This is a genomic window from Halobellus clavatus (genome assembly GCF_900107195.1).
Lineage (GTDB): Archaea > Halobacteriota > Halobacteria > Halobacteriales > Haloferacaceae > Haloquadratum > Haloquadratum clavatum.
In genome coordinates, this window is record NZ_FNPB01000005.1 from 198,199 (window position 1) to 212,363 (window position 14,165).

Sequence of the window (14,165 nt, forward strand, 5' to 3'; positions counted from 1 at the left end):
TTGTACTAACTTTATAGAACTATAGGTTACTATTCGTCGTCTCTAATCCCTGACTATGTGAGGTTCAGGTAATGCGAAAGTCGGCAGACTGGATGACAATAGCCGACGACCGGATTCTGGAGTATCTTGCCGACCACGAAAGCGGCACTCCCTCCGAAATGGCAAAAGTTGATACTATGCGGTTCTCGCGTTCCTACCTACACCAGCGGTGCGACGTGCTTGAAGAGTACGGCCTTGTCCGTCACCTTGGAAACGGCGTTCACATACTAACCGACAAAGGGAGCCAGTATCTTAACGGCGGACTCGACACCGGGAAACTCGACGGTGAAGACTGACTGTTCCAGTCGCTTACGCCGCCTAAGACGGTGACAGACACATATCTACCCCTATTTTATTCAGGGTGGGGTGTGACATTTCGGCATAATGAGATCCGCTGAGGAGATAGCCGAACGAGCAAGAGGGAAGTACAAACCTGAATACATTACCCAGACGAACTCGGTGGCCGTGCCTATTATCGAGCGACTTTCTTCAGAAGAACAACTCCATTTCGTCTTCTTTCACGAAAATAAGGGATTCCGGATCTTCGAGCCGGACGGGAAAGAACGAACACCAGACCATACTTCGATTACTGGAACAACCAACAAACGGTTCTTTTTGGTGACCGACGAGCGGATTCTCTATATCGTCGGTGAAGATGAGGAAGCCGATGATAAGATACAGGAGTTTTCTTATGACAACATTACCTCGGTGGAGGGCTACGAGTCTAAGGGCGCGTCGATAATAGAGTTTAGCACGAAAGACGGACGCAGATACAAGTTCGTTAATAACGCTTGGCAGACCGATACAGTCCAAAATGCGGCGAAGTATATCAACAGTCAGGTTGACTCAACGGCCACGGAGGGCTCCGAAGAACCTGCTCAGGGAGACACAGGAGGGGCAAACCCGGAGCAGGAAACTACGGCTCCACCGGAAACCAGATTTTGTCCTGACTGTGGAGCGGAGGTGACGGCAGACGACGCTTTCTGTAGCGAGTGTGGGAACAGCGTGGAGCAGTTAGGAAGTTCTGCCGGTACAGACGAGAGCAAATCGACCGGTGCCAACGCTTCGGAGGTAGAAATGTCCTCCACAGACCGTGTGGAAGACATACAGAAGCAGGAAGATAGGAACGAAGCGTCTGAACCGACGACGCAGTCGGATACGGAAGAATCAGACGAACTCGACATCGACTGGACGCTCAGTTTTGTTGTGGGGCTGTTTATGTCGGTCTCCTCGATACTTTTGGGATTCTATTATACATTTGCTGCTGGCAACCTTGCCTCAGGGATTCTCTTTTGGCTGGCTGGGTCGGCTGGCGGTAACTATATAACTGGCAACTGGAATATCTCACGATGGCTCGCGGTGGTGATATTCTTACTGCTTTGGATGACAGGCTCATTCCTTATCGGAACAGGAGCGGCGTGAGTCTCGGGACATAGTACTACGTCCTCCTGCGTTTCTCGGCACGAGAATGTGGCTCTCTACCGAAGCAGACAGGTTGCAGTCCCCGTGTTTGTGGCTACTGGCTACCTGTCGCGTTCCGTTGTTCGACACACCAGTCGAGGATCTCCTCTCGAAGGTCGTCGGGTGTTTCACCGAACATTTTGCCAAGTCGCCAGCCGAGGTTATTCCACGTCAGTTCTTCGAGAACGTCTTGATACTCCTGTCCCTCTACGGCACGCGTCCAGCCCTGCTTGAAGTTTCGACGCCGACCGTCTGTGATATCTTGCCGTCTGTCTGTCTCGTATTCGAGGCCCTCTATCATTCTGAATAGATGGTCGAACGGCTGTCAGTAATATTTTGTGCGTATTAGACCGTTGTATGACCGTAGCGTCGTTCAGACGGGGCGACCGGGCTCACTAACTCTGGTTCTGACGAGAACGAAATTATCCAGCAAAATACTCACGCAGTTCGTCTTCGTATTTATCGCCTATGCGGTACTCTGCGTGTTGGTGACTTTCGTCTGTCCACCGGGCGTTAATTAGATCTCGGCTGAAACCTTTGGAATACCATTTAGTGTAATGCCCCTGATGAGCGGATATCGCTCCCGGTTTCTCCGGAACAGACAAACCGTACTCATCCCTCATTCGTTGTCGTAATTCAACACCACGTATCCACTCGCCTTCGATGTCGAGCAGTATCTGAAGTAGTGCCTCTTTCTTTGGTGAAAGCCGTTCGTAGAAGTCGTTGGGGAGGTGGTTTCGGGGCATCAGCACTTTTCTACTACAGCGCACCTCTTGGTGTTTGGGGATAATATTATATATTCAAAAGTTGACTATCCGATATGAAACTGGCTTGTAAAGCAGGCAAGATGTGGCACTTCGCGGAACCAGACCACTGCGGATGGGCACAGACGTTCGTAGAACGAGACGAGTTCGAGGAAACCGTCGAGGTGTCTTCTGTGGACGAAGTCGGGGAGTTCTGTTCGATGTGTTTGGAACGTCGTGAGGACTAACCACTACGCCGTCTTCCGTTTCTCGGCGCAGAAACGGGTCGCTCGTCACGGAAGAAATCACTACGACGCATCCGACCTACCCTCACACTTATTCGGCTCTCTGACGCCGAGAGACGGCTCTCAGCGGAATCGACAGGCTCTCTATCCCCTATATTCAAGTTTCCGCTGGACTGCTCCCCTCCGCTTATGACCGAGTGGCCTGCTCTCCGAGGTGCTATGACCGACGACGACCTCGAAGCCCGGACGACCGACTTTATGCACGCCCTCGCCGCTTCAGACGCCGACGTGGCGAACATATCCGCCGACCGAACCGAACAGGGTATGCGAGTCACGTTCGACCTGCTCGATCCCGACGACGCCAACCTCGTCTGTGACGTTGCCGAAGAGCACGGCTTCGAACAGGACGGCGATAGCAGAGAACGGTTCGAGTCGGTCAGTTAGGATCGTCTCGCTGAATCTCACCTGTGGATATAGTGGGGGTGATATCGGCGCGACTCGATTTGTAATGTCCTCCACGATACCGTATAAACGGTTTAGATATGTAATTTCAGAAAAGCTTGAACGGTGAACCGGTATGCGTGTTTGTCAACTACAAAGCCTCCAACTTACCACACCCGAACTTCGGAGGATGACCAAGCACGTAACCCGGCTTACTCTTCAAGCTTTGTTAGGCTGACAGGTCTTTAGCGGTCGGGGAATGTGATTTTTGATGGCCATAGGAACTTTGTCTCGGGGCCTATCGCTATCGTACTGCCGCCCTGTACTGTTTCTTCGAACGCTGCGGCAAGACCTAATTCTTCTACTAACTCTATCCGGTCTTTCGCTGTGTGTCGTGATACTCCCAAGCGGTCGGCTACATCCATTTTTGTTAGCCTCTCGCCTGTGTCTAACTGGACGACTTCACGGACGATAGGCCGACGTTTCGCGGGCATCGTGCTCAACGCGACCCGACCACATACCTCCAAGTCTTCTATAGTGACCTCCTGCCGACCGTACAGTAAAGCGTGCCCCCGAGCGAGGTTACGGAGGCTTTCAGCGAGACGATGAGGTGACTCAGGTTCGCCGTCCTCGGGTGCTCGTGCGTGGCGAACTAACTCCGATAGATACCTCAGGTGTTCACCGACTTCTTCGCCCAGTTTCGACGGCCACTCAACTGCTTCTGGGCCGCCAACCTGCTCCCAGCGGTCGGTGAGAAAGTCCTGAACGACATCCTGTATGGCTTGGACTTTGTCTCCGTATTCTATCTCGGAGTAGTATATGTCGTCATACACGTCTTGGTCGGCTTTGGCTGGCATCTCGTGGAAGAGGAACCGGTTACCGGCGTGGCTCATCGTCTCCCAGTTCCGTTCGTCAAGCGGTGTGGTCGCCCCAACGAAATTGAACCGGTAGTTACCTGTGTATCCACGTTCACCCTGCGTGCCTGAGTTGCGGGTGTATCCTCCGCCGTCCATTACCCGGATCAACGTCGCCCACTTGTCGGAGCGTGTGTCCCAGTCCCCTGAGAACCAGTGTGCCATTTCGGGGTTGAGAACAGTCTGGTGCTTGATTTTCGGGAGGAGGTCATCTTGCTGTAACTCCTCTTCTGTCTTCGAGGAGTCGTGACTCACGAACGAGGCGGGTGTGACCTCATCTGTGCGGTAGAACTGCCCGTGGAGTCCCTCAAACGCGTCTAAGGCCGTGGTCTTGCCTGTTCCGCTCTGCCCGACTATGATAAGCCCAAAGCAACTCTTCAGGCCGTCGATACACAGCGTCATATGAGACGACATTACCGTCTCGATAACGTGCCACGTCCGTTTGTCAAAAGAATCCGTGACAGTATCCTCAACTTGTTCTATCATCGGTGCTCACTCCACTCGTCCCACGTCTGGCCGAACAACGCGGGGTTCAGACTCACTCGGCCATTACCCGCTGGAACGAGCATTTCTGATAATAATGCCTCCTGAACAGCACTATGTGCGGTAGACAGTCTTACTCGGTGGCGTTGTGCGATTTTGGTTGCTATTTTTTCACGCTCTATTCGTTCGGATTTTGCTGTGGTCATATCTATGTGTATCTGCACCGTGTCCGCTGTGTTGGGGGTGGTTTCGACGCTATTCGCCTGCTCCGCGGTCGTCGTGTCGCCGGGTCGTTCTTCGGTCTCAGGGTGTCGCATACCTGTTTTGGTGGCATTATCAGTTCTCCAAGTGGACTGTCTCAGAAGTCTCGGCTCCGCGAGGTTTTTATCGAAACCGCACGTATAATCTCGTGGAGCGAAAGACTCCGTCGCCGTGCTTTCCGTTGGATCGGGCTTTCCTATGGGACGGACGCCCCGATCCGTTTTCCGTTCCTACTGTGTAAACTGACCTCCTTACCCAGCGTAGGCACTCGATCTTCTTAAACCTATCATCTATATGATAATAGGCTGCTTGTCCTATAGGATACTACGATAATAGCGGTTAGTCGGGATCGTTTAAGATGACAGCAACCACCTCACATTTGTCGTTGTTCAACTCGAACAGTTTGTAGATACCCACGGGGAGAAATCACGAGATCTGCTCTGGCTGTCTTGACCGCCCCCTTCGAAGGTCTGAAAATCGTAAATCAAGCGAAAACCCCCACCCGGAGAATATGACGGGAGTGGCTCGCTGGCTCTACTGATACCCTCGTTGACCCCCTTACTACGCCGGCAACTCGCGCTACTACTGACCCCGAGAGACGGTGTGAAAGTACCAAGCCTTTCTTATGCTTTTTGTATCGTCTCGTTGGTCTCGATACGGCGCGAGTTCGCAGAACAGTTGTTGGTATCGACCAAACCTGTAGAGGTATGTGAATCCGTCACTACCCCTCTGTTTCGACTCGAGAGGCTCGACCGGGTCGGTATCAGGACACAGGTAATTCTGCTTGCGGTTTTACCAGCGTTAGGTAGGTAGGTTCGAGTTGGAAAGACAGTTTGGAATGCCGTTCTATTCGACTATCCACGAGATTATCGCGCCCTGCTTGTGAATCGTGTGTTGGAGTCCGGAGAAGTGCGATATCTCGCAAACACTTGCCTCCACGTCGTACCAGTAAGCAACGTCTTTAGCGATTTTATCTGCTATGTCCTCGGCGGTGTATCGACTTGGGAGAGCGTCAACGGTTTCGGGTTCGTCGTCTGCTCGTTTGTAGAATAACCCGAGTAAGCCCCCTCGATCTCCGATTTCCGATTCTGTGAGACTATGTGCGTCAGTCAACAGCGTGTTCTTATGGAACGGGCTGAACACGTGTTTGTACATATTTGGCTCCGGGTCGCCGTTCGCCCGCCAGTAACGGATTAATTTGGCTTCAACTGGTGTCCCGTCTGGTAGCATCAGGTCACACCGTTCAGCACTCTCCGGATAGGGAACTTCTCGTTCTACTTCTTGATACCGACTGTCTTGCTCGCGGAGTTCGTCGAGTAGAAGTTCGATCTGACGTTCTTCGTTTTCCGACCCGATCCCGTCTCCGTACTGACCACCTGTTCGGCTATCAACGTCAGGTATCACCTCCGCGATATCCTCAGTAAGGTCTGACAGTCCATCAACCATACAACCAGTTGCGCTACTGTTGAGTAAAAGCCAGCGACGGGAACAGTCGGTTGAACCATACCCACCGAAGGACTGTAGACCTAAACATACGGCTACCACCACACGTATCCCGGAGAATCTTGTTCTTGCGGAGTGAATCCGGTGGTAATGTCACGAGAGTCTGACCTCCACCGTCTATATCGTCTACTGACCGACCTCGAAGACCGTATCGGTGGAAAGCAACGACTCGGAGACTGTACCGGGTATATGGACTGGCCTGAGCGTGGTGTCTACTTCTTTTTCTCACACGACGAACACATAGATACAGGCGACCAGCACCGTCTGACACGGATCGGGACGCACGCTGTTTCCGCTGGTTCAGGAACGTCGCTATGGAACCGACTTCGAACACACCGAGGAGCAAACAGCGGGACGTATGGAGGAGGCGGCAACCACCGAGGATCCGTGTTCCGAAAGCGCGTCGGAGAAGCCCTCATCGAACGCCACGACCTCCACGACGAGTACCCCTACTGGGGGGAAGGGTCAAGTGCCGACCGCGACCGACGACTGGACGAGCACGAGCACGAACAACGAGTTAGCGAACGTATCCGTGACCTCCCGTTTCTGTGGGTCGATGTAGACGACGAACCCGGCCCGGATAGCGACCGAGCGTACATCGAACGGAACGCTATCGCACTCGTAAGCAACTTCGAGAAAGACGCTCTCGACAGACGTGACGACGACTGGTTAGGGAAGGAATCACCGAGACACGAGATACGGGGTTCCGGGCTGTGGAACATCAACCACGTCGAAGAAGACTACGACCCCGCGTTTCTCGACCGGGTCGCTGAGGCCGTCGAGAATACGACTCCCGCGTAGCCACTTATTATCCGAGACGGTTCGGACTGCTGGTGTAGCGGTCATACCTTCGGATTTTAGCCGTCCAAGTGTGGGGGTTCGAGGTCGGAAGACGTGGCTCCAGACGGCTTCATACTGGACGTAGCGCGTCGTGCCGGCTTACTCGTCGTGCTCGTCGTCTTCGTCTTCTTCGGTGGCCTGCTCGATCCCCTCAGCGAGGGCTTCACCGAAGTCCTCCTCCATCCACCGCGCTATCTCTGCGGCACTCGCGTCCTCGTCGGGACGGTCAACCATACACAACTGTTGGAGCGGCGTACTGATACCTCCTGTGTCGGACGAAGCAACGGTATCGGTCTATGGAAAAATTTCCGAGACTTGTTCCCTCATATCTCCGAAACCAGCAGACGGCGTAGCGACCGCTCTCTTTGTGGGAGTGTGCTCTGTGAGGAAAGCGACCCGGCAAAGAAAGGAATCGCTCTCCGAGGCTTCACGCGGCTCTCAGCACCAAGTCTACAGTAACGGGCTGACCGGGGAAGCACAGGCCCGCTTCAACGGCACATACAGGTGCGTCACGAAAGTCGACCCATTATTTACACGTAGCAAGAAGCCCCCCGAAGGGTCAAGATAGGAACGATTAGTCCTAACACAACAGACCTATAGTTTTATAACGCTCAGTCAACTGAGCATCTGGTAGAAGCCGTCTACCGGGTGAACTGACGGGGTAATGCGGAGGCCAAAGGCCACCTGCTTTCAAGGCAGGCGCAATAGTCCACTCTGCCATCCCACCGCACGTGGTCGTTTTCGGTGGTGCATCTAATGATTGTCGGTCACGGTCGGGACCGCGACCCGGTCACTCCCGGACGAGCGTGGGTTCGCCGTCGTCGTCCGCGACGACCGCCAGTCCCGTCTCGACGACGAACTCCGCGGTGTGCGCCGGGACGACGCGATCGGCCTGCCACCGCGCACGGATCGACGACACCAGCGTCGTGAGGTCCTCGCCCGTCCTGACCGTGGGTTGCATCCCTATGAAGCCGACGTCGCGGTCGGCGTCGTTCGCGCGGTCGACGAGCGTCTCCATCTCGGGGAGCGCGAACGCGCCGTCGTAATCGACTGGCTCCCGGAAGCCGGCGAAGTAGACCCGCCCGTCCGTCGAGGGTCCGAGGACGACCCCGTTAGTCCGGAGTTTCATCGCCGCCGAGTCGACCGTCGAGCGGAGGAGGAAGGGCGCGTCGGCGCGAACGACGGCCGCCGACTGGACGCCCTCCTCGCGGAGCAAGTGCGTGAGTGTGTTGCCAGCGCGCGCATCGAACGTCGACCCGACCTGGACCTCGAAGCGGGCCTCCTCGGGCGCGTCGAGCGCCTCGTCTGCGAGAGTCCGGATCGCCTCCTCGGCCGACTGCTCGGTGTCGACGTACGCATCGGGCAGGGCGTCGTCCGGCCGGTAGTTCACGAGCAACTCGCCGCCCGAGCGTTCGACGGCGCGGAGGGTGTCACGGAGCATCGCCTCGCCGAGGGCGGCGGCCTCAGCTTCCGAGAGCGGGCTGGTCTCTGCGAGTCGCGGCAGTGTGAGTCCCGGACGCGGGGGATCGGCCAAGACGGCGACGACGGTCATAGCGTATCCTCGGCGGGCGGCGCTCTTCAACCCGACGTTCTCCGGTCCCGTCCGCCGGAGCGCTTCACCGCCCGCGACGGCCCTTGGTCTGGCGGTAGTCGCGCGAGAAGACGTTTTCCACCAGGTGCTCGACGAACGCGTCGCTGTCGGCGTCGGTCTGCGCCGTCAGTTCGAGCATCGGTACGAGTTCGAAGCCGCGGCCGCGGATCGTCGTCGCGTGCGCGTCTGCGACGTCGACGTCGCCCGGGCGGTTGGTCGTGTAGTCCGTCGCCAGGGCGTCGAGCGTCCGCTGTCCGATCGGGACGATGATCTCGGGATTGATCATCCTGATCTCGGCGTTGAGATACGGTTCACACGTCCGGATCTCCGTCTCGGTCGGTTCGCGCTCGGGATGCCGACACCGCGTGAGGTACGTGAGATAGACGTTCTGGAGGTCTGGCTCGTCGCTGTCGGGATCCGAGCGAGCGAACCCGAGTTCGGCGAGCATCGACTGGAGCCGCCGTCCGGCGTCGTCGCCGGTGAAGGGGACGCCGCTGCGGTCCGCGCCGGTGTGGGGTCGTTCGGCGACGAAGAGGAACTCCGCGCCCGCGTCGCCGTATCCGTGGACGACGTTCGTGCGGGCGTCGCAGAGCCCGTCGCAGTTCCGGCAGTCGGCGTCCATATTGAACGGGTTTTCGAGGGTGTCCTGTTCGGCGTCCACAGTCGAATGTGGGCCCGATCGGTCAAAAACTGTCGGGTACGGGGCAAGACTCCGCTCGGCCGACTGGTCCCGACTGCGGTTACTGACTCTGCCGGGACGCCTCGCGCCGCCGGACCACGCCGGCCATATCCGCCACGTTCTCGGTCATCACCCGGAACGCGTCTGCGGTCTCGCCCGCCTCGAGGACCACCGGCTCGCCCCCGTCGCCGCCGGTCCGCACGTCGGGATCGAGCGGGAGTGCGCCTAAGAACGGGAGGTCGTTCTCGGCTGCGAACGCCTTCCCGCCGCCGGCGCCGAAGATGTCGTGGTTCGACCCGCAGTCCGGACACCGGAACGTGGACATGTTCTCGACGATACCGAGGACGTCGGTGTCGTGCTTGCCGAACATCTCCAGTCCCTTCCGGGCGTCGTCGACCGCGACGTCCTGCGGCGTCGTGACGATCACCGCGCCCGTGAGCGGCAGCGTCTGGAGCACCGTCAGTTGGGTGTCGCCGGTGCCCGGCGGGAGGTCGAGGACGAGATAGTCCAGTTCGCCCCACTGGACGTCCTCGACGAGTTGGGTGAGTAGCTTGTGAACCATCGGTCCGCGCCAGATCACCGGATCGTCGTCGCCGACCAGAAACGCCATCGACATCAGCTTCATCCCGTACTGCTCCGGCGGGACGATGGTGTCGTCGCCCGTCGCCTGGGGGGCCTGTTCGGCGTCGACCATCCGCGGGACGTTCGGGCCGTAGACGTCGGCGTCGAAGAGGCCGACGCGCGCGCCGAGTTTCGAGAGTCCGGCCGCGAGGTTGACCGCCACGGTCGACTTGCCGACGCCGCCCTTTCCGGAGGCCACTGCGATGACGTTCTGGACGCCGGGGAGCACGTCCTCGTCGGGCGAGATGGGCGATGCGATCCGCGCCGAGAGGTCGACGTCGTATCCGGTATCCGAGAGGGCGTCGCGGACGCTGTCGGCGATGGCCGATTCGGCGGGCGAGAACGGCGCACCGAGCGCGAGCGAGATCCGTACCACGCCGGCGTCGTCGTCGACATCGATCGCGTTGACGAGTCCCAGCGAGACGATGTCGTCACCGAGATCCGGGTCCGAGACCGCGCTGAGGCGCTCCCGGACGGCTTCGACGTTCATATCCGTCCTGGGTCGGAGCGGCCGATAAGCGTTGTGACCGAGTACCCGGGGGAGAACCGGTTACCAACCGGCCGAACGAAACTGAATATAGTTACATCACCCGCCGGAACGACGGCGAATTTAACTACCTCCTCACGAAGAATCCGACGATGCTCGAAGACGACTTCGGGCGCGAGGTGTCGGGCGTCCGCGTCTCCCTGACAGACCGATGCAACTTCGACTGCGTCTACTGTCACAACGAGGGGCTCGGCGACACTCGTGGCCCGATGGACCCGCAGGACGACGAGATGACCGCCGACGAGGTCGTTCGGTTCCTCGAGGTGGCCTCAGAGTTCGGCGTCAAGAAGGTGAAGTTCACCGGTGGGGAGCCGATGCTCCGCGGTGATCTCGAGGAGATCATCTCGCGCACGCCGGACTCGATGGAGGTCTCGATGACGACCAACGGCTCGTTCCTCCCCGGCCGCGCCGAGGCGCTGCGCGAAGCGGGACTCGAACGCGTCAACGTCTCACAGGACGCGATCGACCCTGACGCCTTCGCGGAGATCACGAAGTCCGGGGCCTACGAGAAGGTCATCGAAGGCGTCGAGGCCGCGCTCGACGCCGGGCTAGACCCGGTGAAACTGAATATGGTCGTTTTCGAACACACCGCGGGCTACGTCGAGGGGATGGTCGACCACGTCGCCGAGAACTCGGGGCTCCAACTCCAGTTGATCGAGTACATGCCTGAACTGACTGGGCACCCCGAGTGGAACATCGACATCGGGCGCGTCCACGACTGGCTCACCGAGAAAGCCGACCGCATCGAGACCCGGGAGATGCACAACCGCCGGCGGTACTTCGTCGGCGAGGACGGCGACGGCGAGGGCGGGATGGTCGAAATCGTCGACCCCGTCGAGAACCCCCACTTCTGTGCGAACTGCCACCGCGTACGCGTCACCCACGAGGGCTACCTCAAGGGATGCCTCAACCGGAACGACGACCTGCGCTCGATGGGCGCGATGAGCAAAGCGGAGATCCGAGAGACGTTCCGCGAGACCGTCGCGAACCGCGTTCCCTACTACGGGGAGTATATGGTCAAAGAGGACGGTGAGTGGGTCGTCAACGACGAGTACATCGACGCCGCCGCCACCTACTCCTGACCGGCCTCCCGCTGGCCCGACCCTCCCGTCGTCCCCCGCGTTCGGCCCTCCGACCCGACATCGCGCTTCTCGCCCGTGTTCGCGAGCGCCGCTCTCGTCCACCGCGTATGCCACCGGTTGTGCATAGAAAATAACATACTAGCCAATATTAAAGCGTGCTGACCGCATATCCGAGTATATGACCACGCCTCACATCGCGCTGTTCGACGCCTCGGTGGGACCAACGCCTGCGGAACGCAACTTCCGACGCGAACTCGATGCGCAGGTCACGTCGTTCAAAGTGAGCGAGAGCGAGTTCCCGGAGTGGCCCGGCGCGGACGGGTCGTGGGCCTACGACGCGGCCGTGATCTCCGGCTCGCAGACGTCCGTCTACGACACCGAACCCTGGATGGAGACGCTCGAGGAACTGGTCCGAGACCTCCACGAACTCGGCGTTCCGATGCTGGGCGTCTGCTGGGGCCATCAGTTCCTCGCACAGGCTCTCGGCGGGTGCGTCGCCTCGATGGACCGGTACGAACTCGGGTATCGATCCATCGAACGGTACGACGAGTCGCCGCTGTTCGAGGACTTCCCTGCGGAGTTCGTCGCCTTTGAGACGCACTCCGACGAGGTGGTGCGACTCCCGCACGGCGCCGTCGAACTCGCCGGCAACGACCGCTCGTGTCAGGCGTTTTCGCTCGGCCCGACATTCGGGGTCCAGTTCCACCCCGAGTACGACATCGAGACCGTGCGGTCAGTCACGGAGGGCAAGCGCTCCGAAGGGATCGACCCGGAGCGAATCGACGCCGTTCTGGCCGACGCCACGCCGGAACGCCACGCCGAGACACAGACGGCAGCGCGGGTGTTCGAGAACTTCCTCACTGTCGTCGAGGCGGTTGACGGACAGCCGCCCGAAACGGTAGAAGTAGAGTCCTGAGCGTCGTTCTCGGGGCAATCTCGGCTTCCTTACTCGTCGCTCGCGCCGTCCAGGAACGCGTCGATGGCGTCGCCGCCCTGGAACCCATCGGCGAGGCGGCCTCGTTCCTCGCCGTCTTCGAAGAGCACGAGCGTCGGTGCGCTCGTGATCGCGAACCGATCGATCAGCGCCGGATCGTCGCGGGGATTGATCGTCGCGACTGCGAGGTCGTCGTGGGCGCGAGCGACGTTCCCGATCACGGGCTCGATGCTCGCACACAGGGTACAGCCTTCGGTGTAGAAGTCGACGAGGACGCGGTCGTGCGCCGTCAGGAATTCGTCGAGCGCGCGCTCGCTCTCGAGGGTGGCGGGGTGGTCCGGTGTCGAGTCAGTTGCTGTCGCGGTAGTCACAGTTGTGTAGTGACGGCCCACACCTATATATGATCCGCGCGCTGTTCGCGCGAGCGCACACCCGGTATGCGATGACGTGACACAGTCGTCGGCCGATTTCGGCCGTATCGGCGCGTGTGTGGCCCGCTCTCATCCCTACACCCTATCGTGATGTTTAAGTAGCGACCCCGACTTGTTCAGACTGCGATACGCTGTAGGGGGGTCGGCTCCCGAGTCCGAGAGGGCGACAGTACAAGATCGAGTGTGTTGCGGTAGCCAAGCCTGGCCCAAGGCGCAGGGTTGCTAACTCTGTGGCGTCAAGCCTCCGGGGTTCGAATCCCCGCCGCAACGCTCACCAGACTCCCAAAAGTCATGAGTGCAGAAGAACCACAGGACGACGCTCCCGAGGAGGAAGAAGACCTCCGATACTTCGTCAGGATCGGGCAAACCGATCTGGACGGGACGAAGGCGGTCGAGCGGAGTCTCACTGACATGAAAGGTATCGGAAAGCGCACAGCGCGCATCGTCTCCGAGGCCGCAGACGTAGACCGACACGCGACGTTCGGACTGCTCGACGACGACGAGATCGACTCCGTCGTCGAGGTCGTCGAGAACATCGACGACTACGTCCCCGAGTGGATGGCCAACCGCCGAAGCGACTTCTTCAGCGGAGAGACCACCCACGTCACGGGCTCGGACCTCAACGAAAAACGCCGTCACGACATCAACCGGATGAAGATGATCGACTCCTACAAAGGCGTCCGACACAAGCGCGGACAGAAGGTCCGCGGACAGCGGACGAAGTCCACCGGCCGGACTGAGGGGACGATCGGCGTCAACGTCGAGGAGATCAGAGAAGAGGCCGAAGAGGAGGCCGCAGAAGGCGGCGAGGAAGAATAACCGATGGCGACCGGAAACAACACGAAGCGTTACGAGACTCCGAATCACCCGTTCCAGGGTGAACGAATCGCCCAGGAGGGCGACCTGCTCGGACGCTACGGCCTGAAGAACAAAGAGGAGCTCTGGCGCGCACAGTCCGAGCTCCGCAACTACCGACGCGAGGCCCGACGTCTCATCGGCGAGGCGCAGGGCGAACTCGACGTGGCGGAGGCAGCCGGCGAGGAGTTCCTCGCACGGCTCCGCCGCTACGGCATCCTCTCCGACGAGGACGACATCAGTCGCGTCCTCGGACTCGACGTCACCGACATTCTCGAGCGTCGACTCCAGACCGTCGCGTACCGCAAGGGCCTCGCGAGCACGCCCGACCAGGCGCGACAGTTCATCGTTCACGGCCACGTCGTCGTCGACGGAGCGCGCGTCACGCGCCCCTCGAAGACGGTCGAGGTCGCCGAAGAAGATGCCATCGCGTTCGACGAGAACAGTCCGCTCGCGGACGATCTCCACCCCGAACGCGCGGAGGGACAGGAGTAA

At 59.1% G+C, this 14,165-nt stretch carries 19 protein-coding genes and 1 tRNA gene; 10 read left to right on the forward strand and 10 right to left on the reverse strand.

The features are described 5' to 3' along the window. The first annotated feature begins 71 nt into the window (after window positions 1-71). Complete coding sequence (locus BLU74_RS09555) at window positions 72-335, forward strand: MarR family transcriptional regulator (protein ID WP_089767045.1); 264 nt, start codon at window positions 72-74, stop codon at window positions 333-335. Between the two features lie 88 nt (window positions 336-423). Next, the gene (locus BLU74_RS09560) at window positions 424-1,461 is read left to right on the forward strand and encodes a PH domain-containing protein (RefSeq protein ID WP_089767046.1); all 1,038 of its coding nucleotides are present in this window, start codon (window positions 424-426) and stop codon (window positions 1,459-1,461) included. Window positions 1,462-1,555: 94 nt separating this feature from the next. Here the strand turns inward: BLU74_RS09560 and BLU74_RS09565 are convergent, their stop codons facing one another. Together BLU74_RS09565 and BLU74_RS18455 are read right to left on the reverse strand one after the other, a co-directional pair. Beyond that, window positions 1,556-1,801, reverse strand: a complete 246-nt coding sequence (locus tag BLU74_RS09565; RefSeq protein WP_089767047.1) for a hypothetical protein — start codon at window positions 1,799-1,801, stop codon at window positions 1,556-1,558. 121 nt (window positions 1,802-1,922) lie between these two features. Continuing rightward, a complete protein-coding gene (locus tag BLU74_RS18455) occupies window positions 1,923-2,246 on the reverse strand; it encodes a hypothetical protein (RefSeq protein WP_139175709.1) in 324 nt (107 codons plus the stop codon). Window positions 2,247-2,320: 74 nt separating this feature from the next. Here BLU74_RS18455 and BLU74_RS18925 point away from each other — a divergent pair, with 74 nt between their 5' ends. Together BLU74_RS18925 and BLU74_RS09570 are read left to right on the forward strand one after the other, a co-directional pair. Further along, the gene (locus tag BLU74_RS18925; RefSeq protein WP_175454610.1) at window positions 2,321-2,491 is read left to right on the forward strand and encodes a hypothetical protein; all 171 of its coding nucleotides are present in this window, start codon (window positions 2,321-2,323) and stop codon (window positions 2,489-2,491) included. Window positions 2,492-2,707: 216 nt separating this feature from the next. Next, window positions 2,708-2,932 carry a hypothetical protein gene (locus BLU74_RS09570; protein ID WP_089767048.1) on the forward strand — a complete coding sequence of 75 codons (225 nt, stop codon included), beginning with the start codon at window positions 2,708-2,710 and terminating at the stop codon, window positions 2,930-2,932. Between the two features lie 242 nt (window positions 2,933-3,174). Here BLU74_RS09570 and BLU74_RS09575 read toward each other — a convergent pair whose 3' ends face one another. Beyond that, window positions 3,175-4,329, reverse strand: coding sequence for a hypothetical protein (locus tag BLU74_RS09575; protein ID WP_089767049.1), 1,155 nt, complete (start codon window positions 4,327-4,329; stop codon window positions 3,175-3,177). A 1,104-nt stretch (window positions 4,330-5,433) separates the two neighbouring features. Continuing rightward, a complete protein-coding gene (locus BLU74_RS09580; RefSeq protein ID WP_089767050.1) occupies window positions 5,434-6,033 on the reverse strand; it encodes a hypothetical protein in 600 nt (199 codons plus the stop codon). Window positions 6,034-6,180: 147 nt separating this feature from the next. On the opposite strand from BLU74_RS09580, the gene BLU74_RS19580 reads away from it, so the two are divergent. Continuing rightward, window positions 6,181-6,891, forward strand: a complete 711-nt coding sequence (locus BLU74_RS19580) for a GIY-YIG domain-containing protein (protein ID WP_089767051.1) — start codon at window positions 6,181-6,183, stop codon at window positions 6,889-6,891. A 138-nt stretch (window positions 6,892-7,029) separates the two neighbouring features. Here BLU74_RS19580 and BLU74_RS19475 read toward each other — a convergent pair whose 3' ends face one another. From BLU74_RS19475 to BLU74_RS09600, 4 genes are all read right to left on the reverse strand, one after another. Beyond that, complete coding sequence (locus BLU74_RS19475; RefSeq protein ID WP_281241839.1) at window positions 7,030-7,164, reverse strand: hypothetical protein; 135 nt, start codon at window positions 7,162-7,164, stop codon at window positions 7,030-7,032. Window positions 7,165-7,720: 556 nt separating this feature from the next. Then, window positions 7,721-8,482 (reverse strand): DUF2064 domain-containing protein, encoded by a 762-nt coding sequence (locus tag BLU74_RS09590; RefSeq protein ID WP_089767052.1) that lies wholly within the window; start codon window positions 8,480-8,482, stop codon window positions 7,721-7,723. A 64-nt stretch (window positions 8,483-8,546) separates the two neighbouring features. Continuing rightward, a complete protein-coding gene (locus BLU74_RS09595) occupies window positions 8,547-9,182 on the reverse strand; it encodes a uracil-DNA glycosylase (RefSeq protein ID WP_394327869.1) in 636 nt (211 codons plus the stop codon). 79 nt (window positions 9,183-9,261) lie between these two features. Then, the gene (locus BLU74_RS09600) at window positions 9,262-10,311 is read right to left on the reverse strand and encodes an Mrp/NBP35 family ATP-binding protein (protein WP_089767053.1); all 1,050 of its coding nucleotides are present in this window, start codon (window positions 10,309-10,311) and stop codon (window positions 9,262-9,264) included. Window positions 10,312-10,460: 149 nt separating this feature from the next. Here BLU74_RS09600 and moaA point away from each other — a divergent pair, with 149 nt between their 5' ends. After that, complete coding sequence (moaA, locus tag BLU74_RS09605; protein WP_089767054.1) at window positions 10,461-11,450, forward strand: GTP 3',8-cyclase MoaA; 990 nt, start codon at window positions 10,461-10,463, stop codon at window positions 11,448-11,450. Here moaA and BLU74_RS19480 read toward each other — a convergent pair. Beyond that, entirely contained in the window at window positions 11,441-11,575 is a 135-nt protein-coding gene (locus tag BLU74_RS19480; RefSeq protein WP_281241840.1) for a hypothetical protein, read from the reverse strand. The genes moaA and BLU74_RS19480 overlap by 10 nt on opposite strands. Before the next feature lie 53 nt (window positions 11,576-11,628). On the opposite strand from BLU74_RS19480, the gene BLU74_RS09610 reads away from it, so the two are divergent. Then, complete coding sequence (locus tag BLU74_RS09610; protein ID WP_089767055.1) at window positions 11,629-12,366, forward strand: type 1 glutamine amidotransferase; 738 nt, start codon at window positions 11,629-11,631, stop codon at window positions 12,364-12,366. A gap of 29 nt (window positions 12,367-12,395) precedes the next feature. On the opposite strand, the gene BLU74_RS09615 is transcribed toward BLU74_RS09610, so the two are convergent. Beyond that, window positions 12,396-12,755, reverse strand: coding sequence for a thioredoxin family protein (locus tag BLU74_RS09615; RefSeq protein ID WP_089767056.1), 360 nt, complete (start codon window positions 12,753-12,755; stop codon window positions 12,396-12,398). A gap of 245 nt (window positions 12,756-13,000) precedes the next feature. Between BLU74_RS09615 and BLU74_RS09620 the strand changes: the two genes are divergently transcribed. From BLU74_RS09620 to BLU74_RS09630, 3 genes are all read left to right on the forward strand, one after another. Then, window positions 13,001-13,085: transfer RNA gene (locus BLU74_RS09620), tRNA-Ser, on the forward strand. A 21-nt stretch (window positions 13,086-13,106) separates the two neighbouring features. After that, window positions 13,107-13,634 (forward strand): 30S ribosomal protein S13, encoded by a 528-nt coding sequence (locus tag BLU74_RS09625; RefSeq protein ID WP_089767057.1) that lies wholly within the window; start codon window positions 13,107-13,109, stop codon window positions 13,632-13,634. Window positions 13,635-13,637: 3 nt separating this feature from the next. Then, complete coding sequence (locus BLU74_RS09630; RefSeq protein WP_089767058.1) at window positions 13,638-14,165, forward strand: 30S ribosomal protein S4; 528 nt, start codon at window positions 13,638-13,640, stop codon at window positions 14,163-14,165.

What these genes read in the sequence shown, in the direction of transcription:
- BLU74_RS09625 (WP_089767057.1), top strand. Translation starts at nt 13,107, where the DNA reads ATGAGTGCAGAAGAACCACAGGACGACGCTCCCGAGGAGGAAGAAGAC.
- BLU74_RS09555 (WP_089767045.1), top strand. Translation starts at nt 72, where the DNA reads ATGCGAAAGTCGGCAGACTGGATGACAATAGCCGACGACCGGATTCTG.
- moaA (WP_089767054.1), top strand. Translation starts at nt 10,461, where the DNA reads ATGCTCGAAGACGACTTCGGGCGCGAGGTGTCGGGCGTCCGCGTCTCC.
- BLU74_RS09575 (WP_089767049.1), bottom strand. Translation starts at nt 4,329, where the DNA reads ATGATAGAACAAGTTGAGGATACTGTCACGGATTCTTTTGACAAACGG.
- BLU74_RS19475 (WP_281241839.1), bottom strand. Translation starts at nt 7,164, where the DNA reads ATGGTTGACCGTCCCGACGAGGACGCGAGTGCCGCAGAGATAGCGCGG.
- BLU74_RS09565 (WP_089767047.1), bottom strand. Translation starts at nt 1,801, where the DNA reads ATGATAGAGGGCCTCGAATACGAGACAGACAGACGGCAAGATATCACA.
- BLU74_RS09600 (WP_089767053.1), bottom strand. Translation starts at nt 10,311, where the DNA reads ATGAACGTCGAAGCCGTCCGGGAGCGCCTCAGCGCGGTCTCGGACCCG.
- BLU74_RS09560 (WP_089767046.1), top strand. Translation starts at nt 424, where the DNA reads ATGAGATCCGCTGAGGAGATAGCCGAACGAGCAAGAGGGAAGTACAAA.
- BLU74_RS09630 (WP_089767058.1), top strand. Translation starts at nt 13,638, where the DNA reads ATGGCGACCGGAAACAACACGAAGCGTTACGAGACTCCGAATCACCCG.
- BLU74_RS19580 (WP_089767051.1), top strand. Translation starts at nt 6,181, where the DNA reads ATGTCACGAGAGTCTGACCTCCACCGTCTATATCGTCTACTGACCGAC.
- BLU74_RS09570 (WP_089767048.1), top strand. Translation starts at nt 2,708, where the DNA reads ATGACCGACGACGACCTCGAAGCCCGGACGACCGACTTTATGCACGCC.
- BLU74_RS18455 (WP_139175709.1), bottom strand. Translation starts at nt 2,246, where the DNA reads ATGCCCCGAAACCACCTCCCCAACGACTTCTACGAACGGCTTTCACCA.
- BLU74_RS18925 (WP_175454610.1), top strand. Translation starts at nt 2,321, where the DNA reads ATGAAACTGGCTTGTAAAGCAGGCAAGATGTGGCACTTCGCGGAACCA.
- BLU74_RS09590 (WP_089767052.1), bottom strand. Translation starts at nt 8,482, where the DNA reads ATGACCGTCGTCGCCGTCTTGGCCGATCCCCCGCGTCCGGGACTCACA.
- BLU74_RS19480 (WP_281241840.1), bottom strand. Translation starts at nt 11,575, where the DNA reads ATGCACAACCGGTGGCATACGCGGTGGACGAGAGCGGCGCTCGCGAAC.
- BLU74_RS09580 (WP_089767050.1), bottom strand. Translation starts at nt 6,033, where the DNA reads ATGGTTGATGGACTGTCAGACCTTACTGAGGATATCGCGGAGGTGATA.
- BLU74_RS09610 (WP_089767055.1), top strand. Translation starts at nt 11,629, where the DNA reads ATGACCACGCCTCACATCGCGCTGTTCGACGCCTCGGTGGGACCAACG.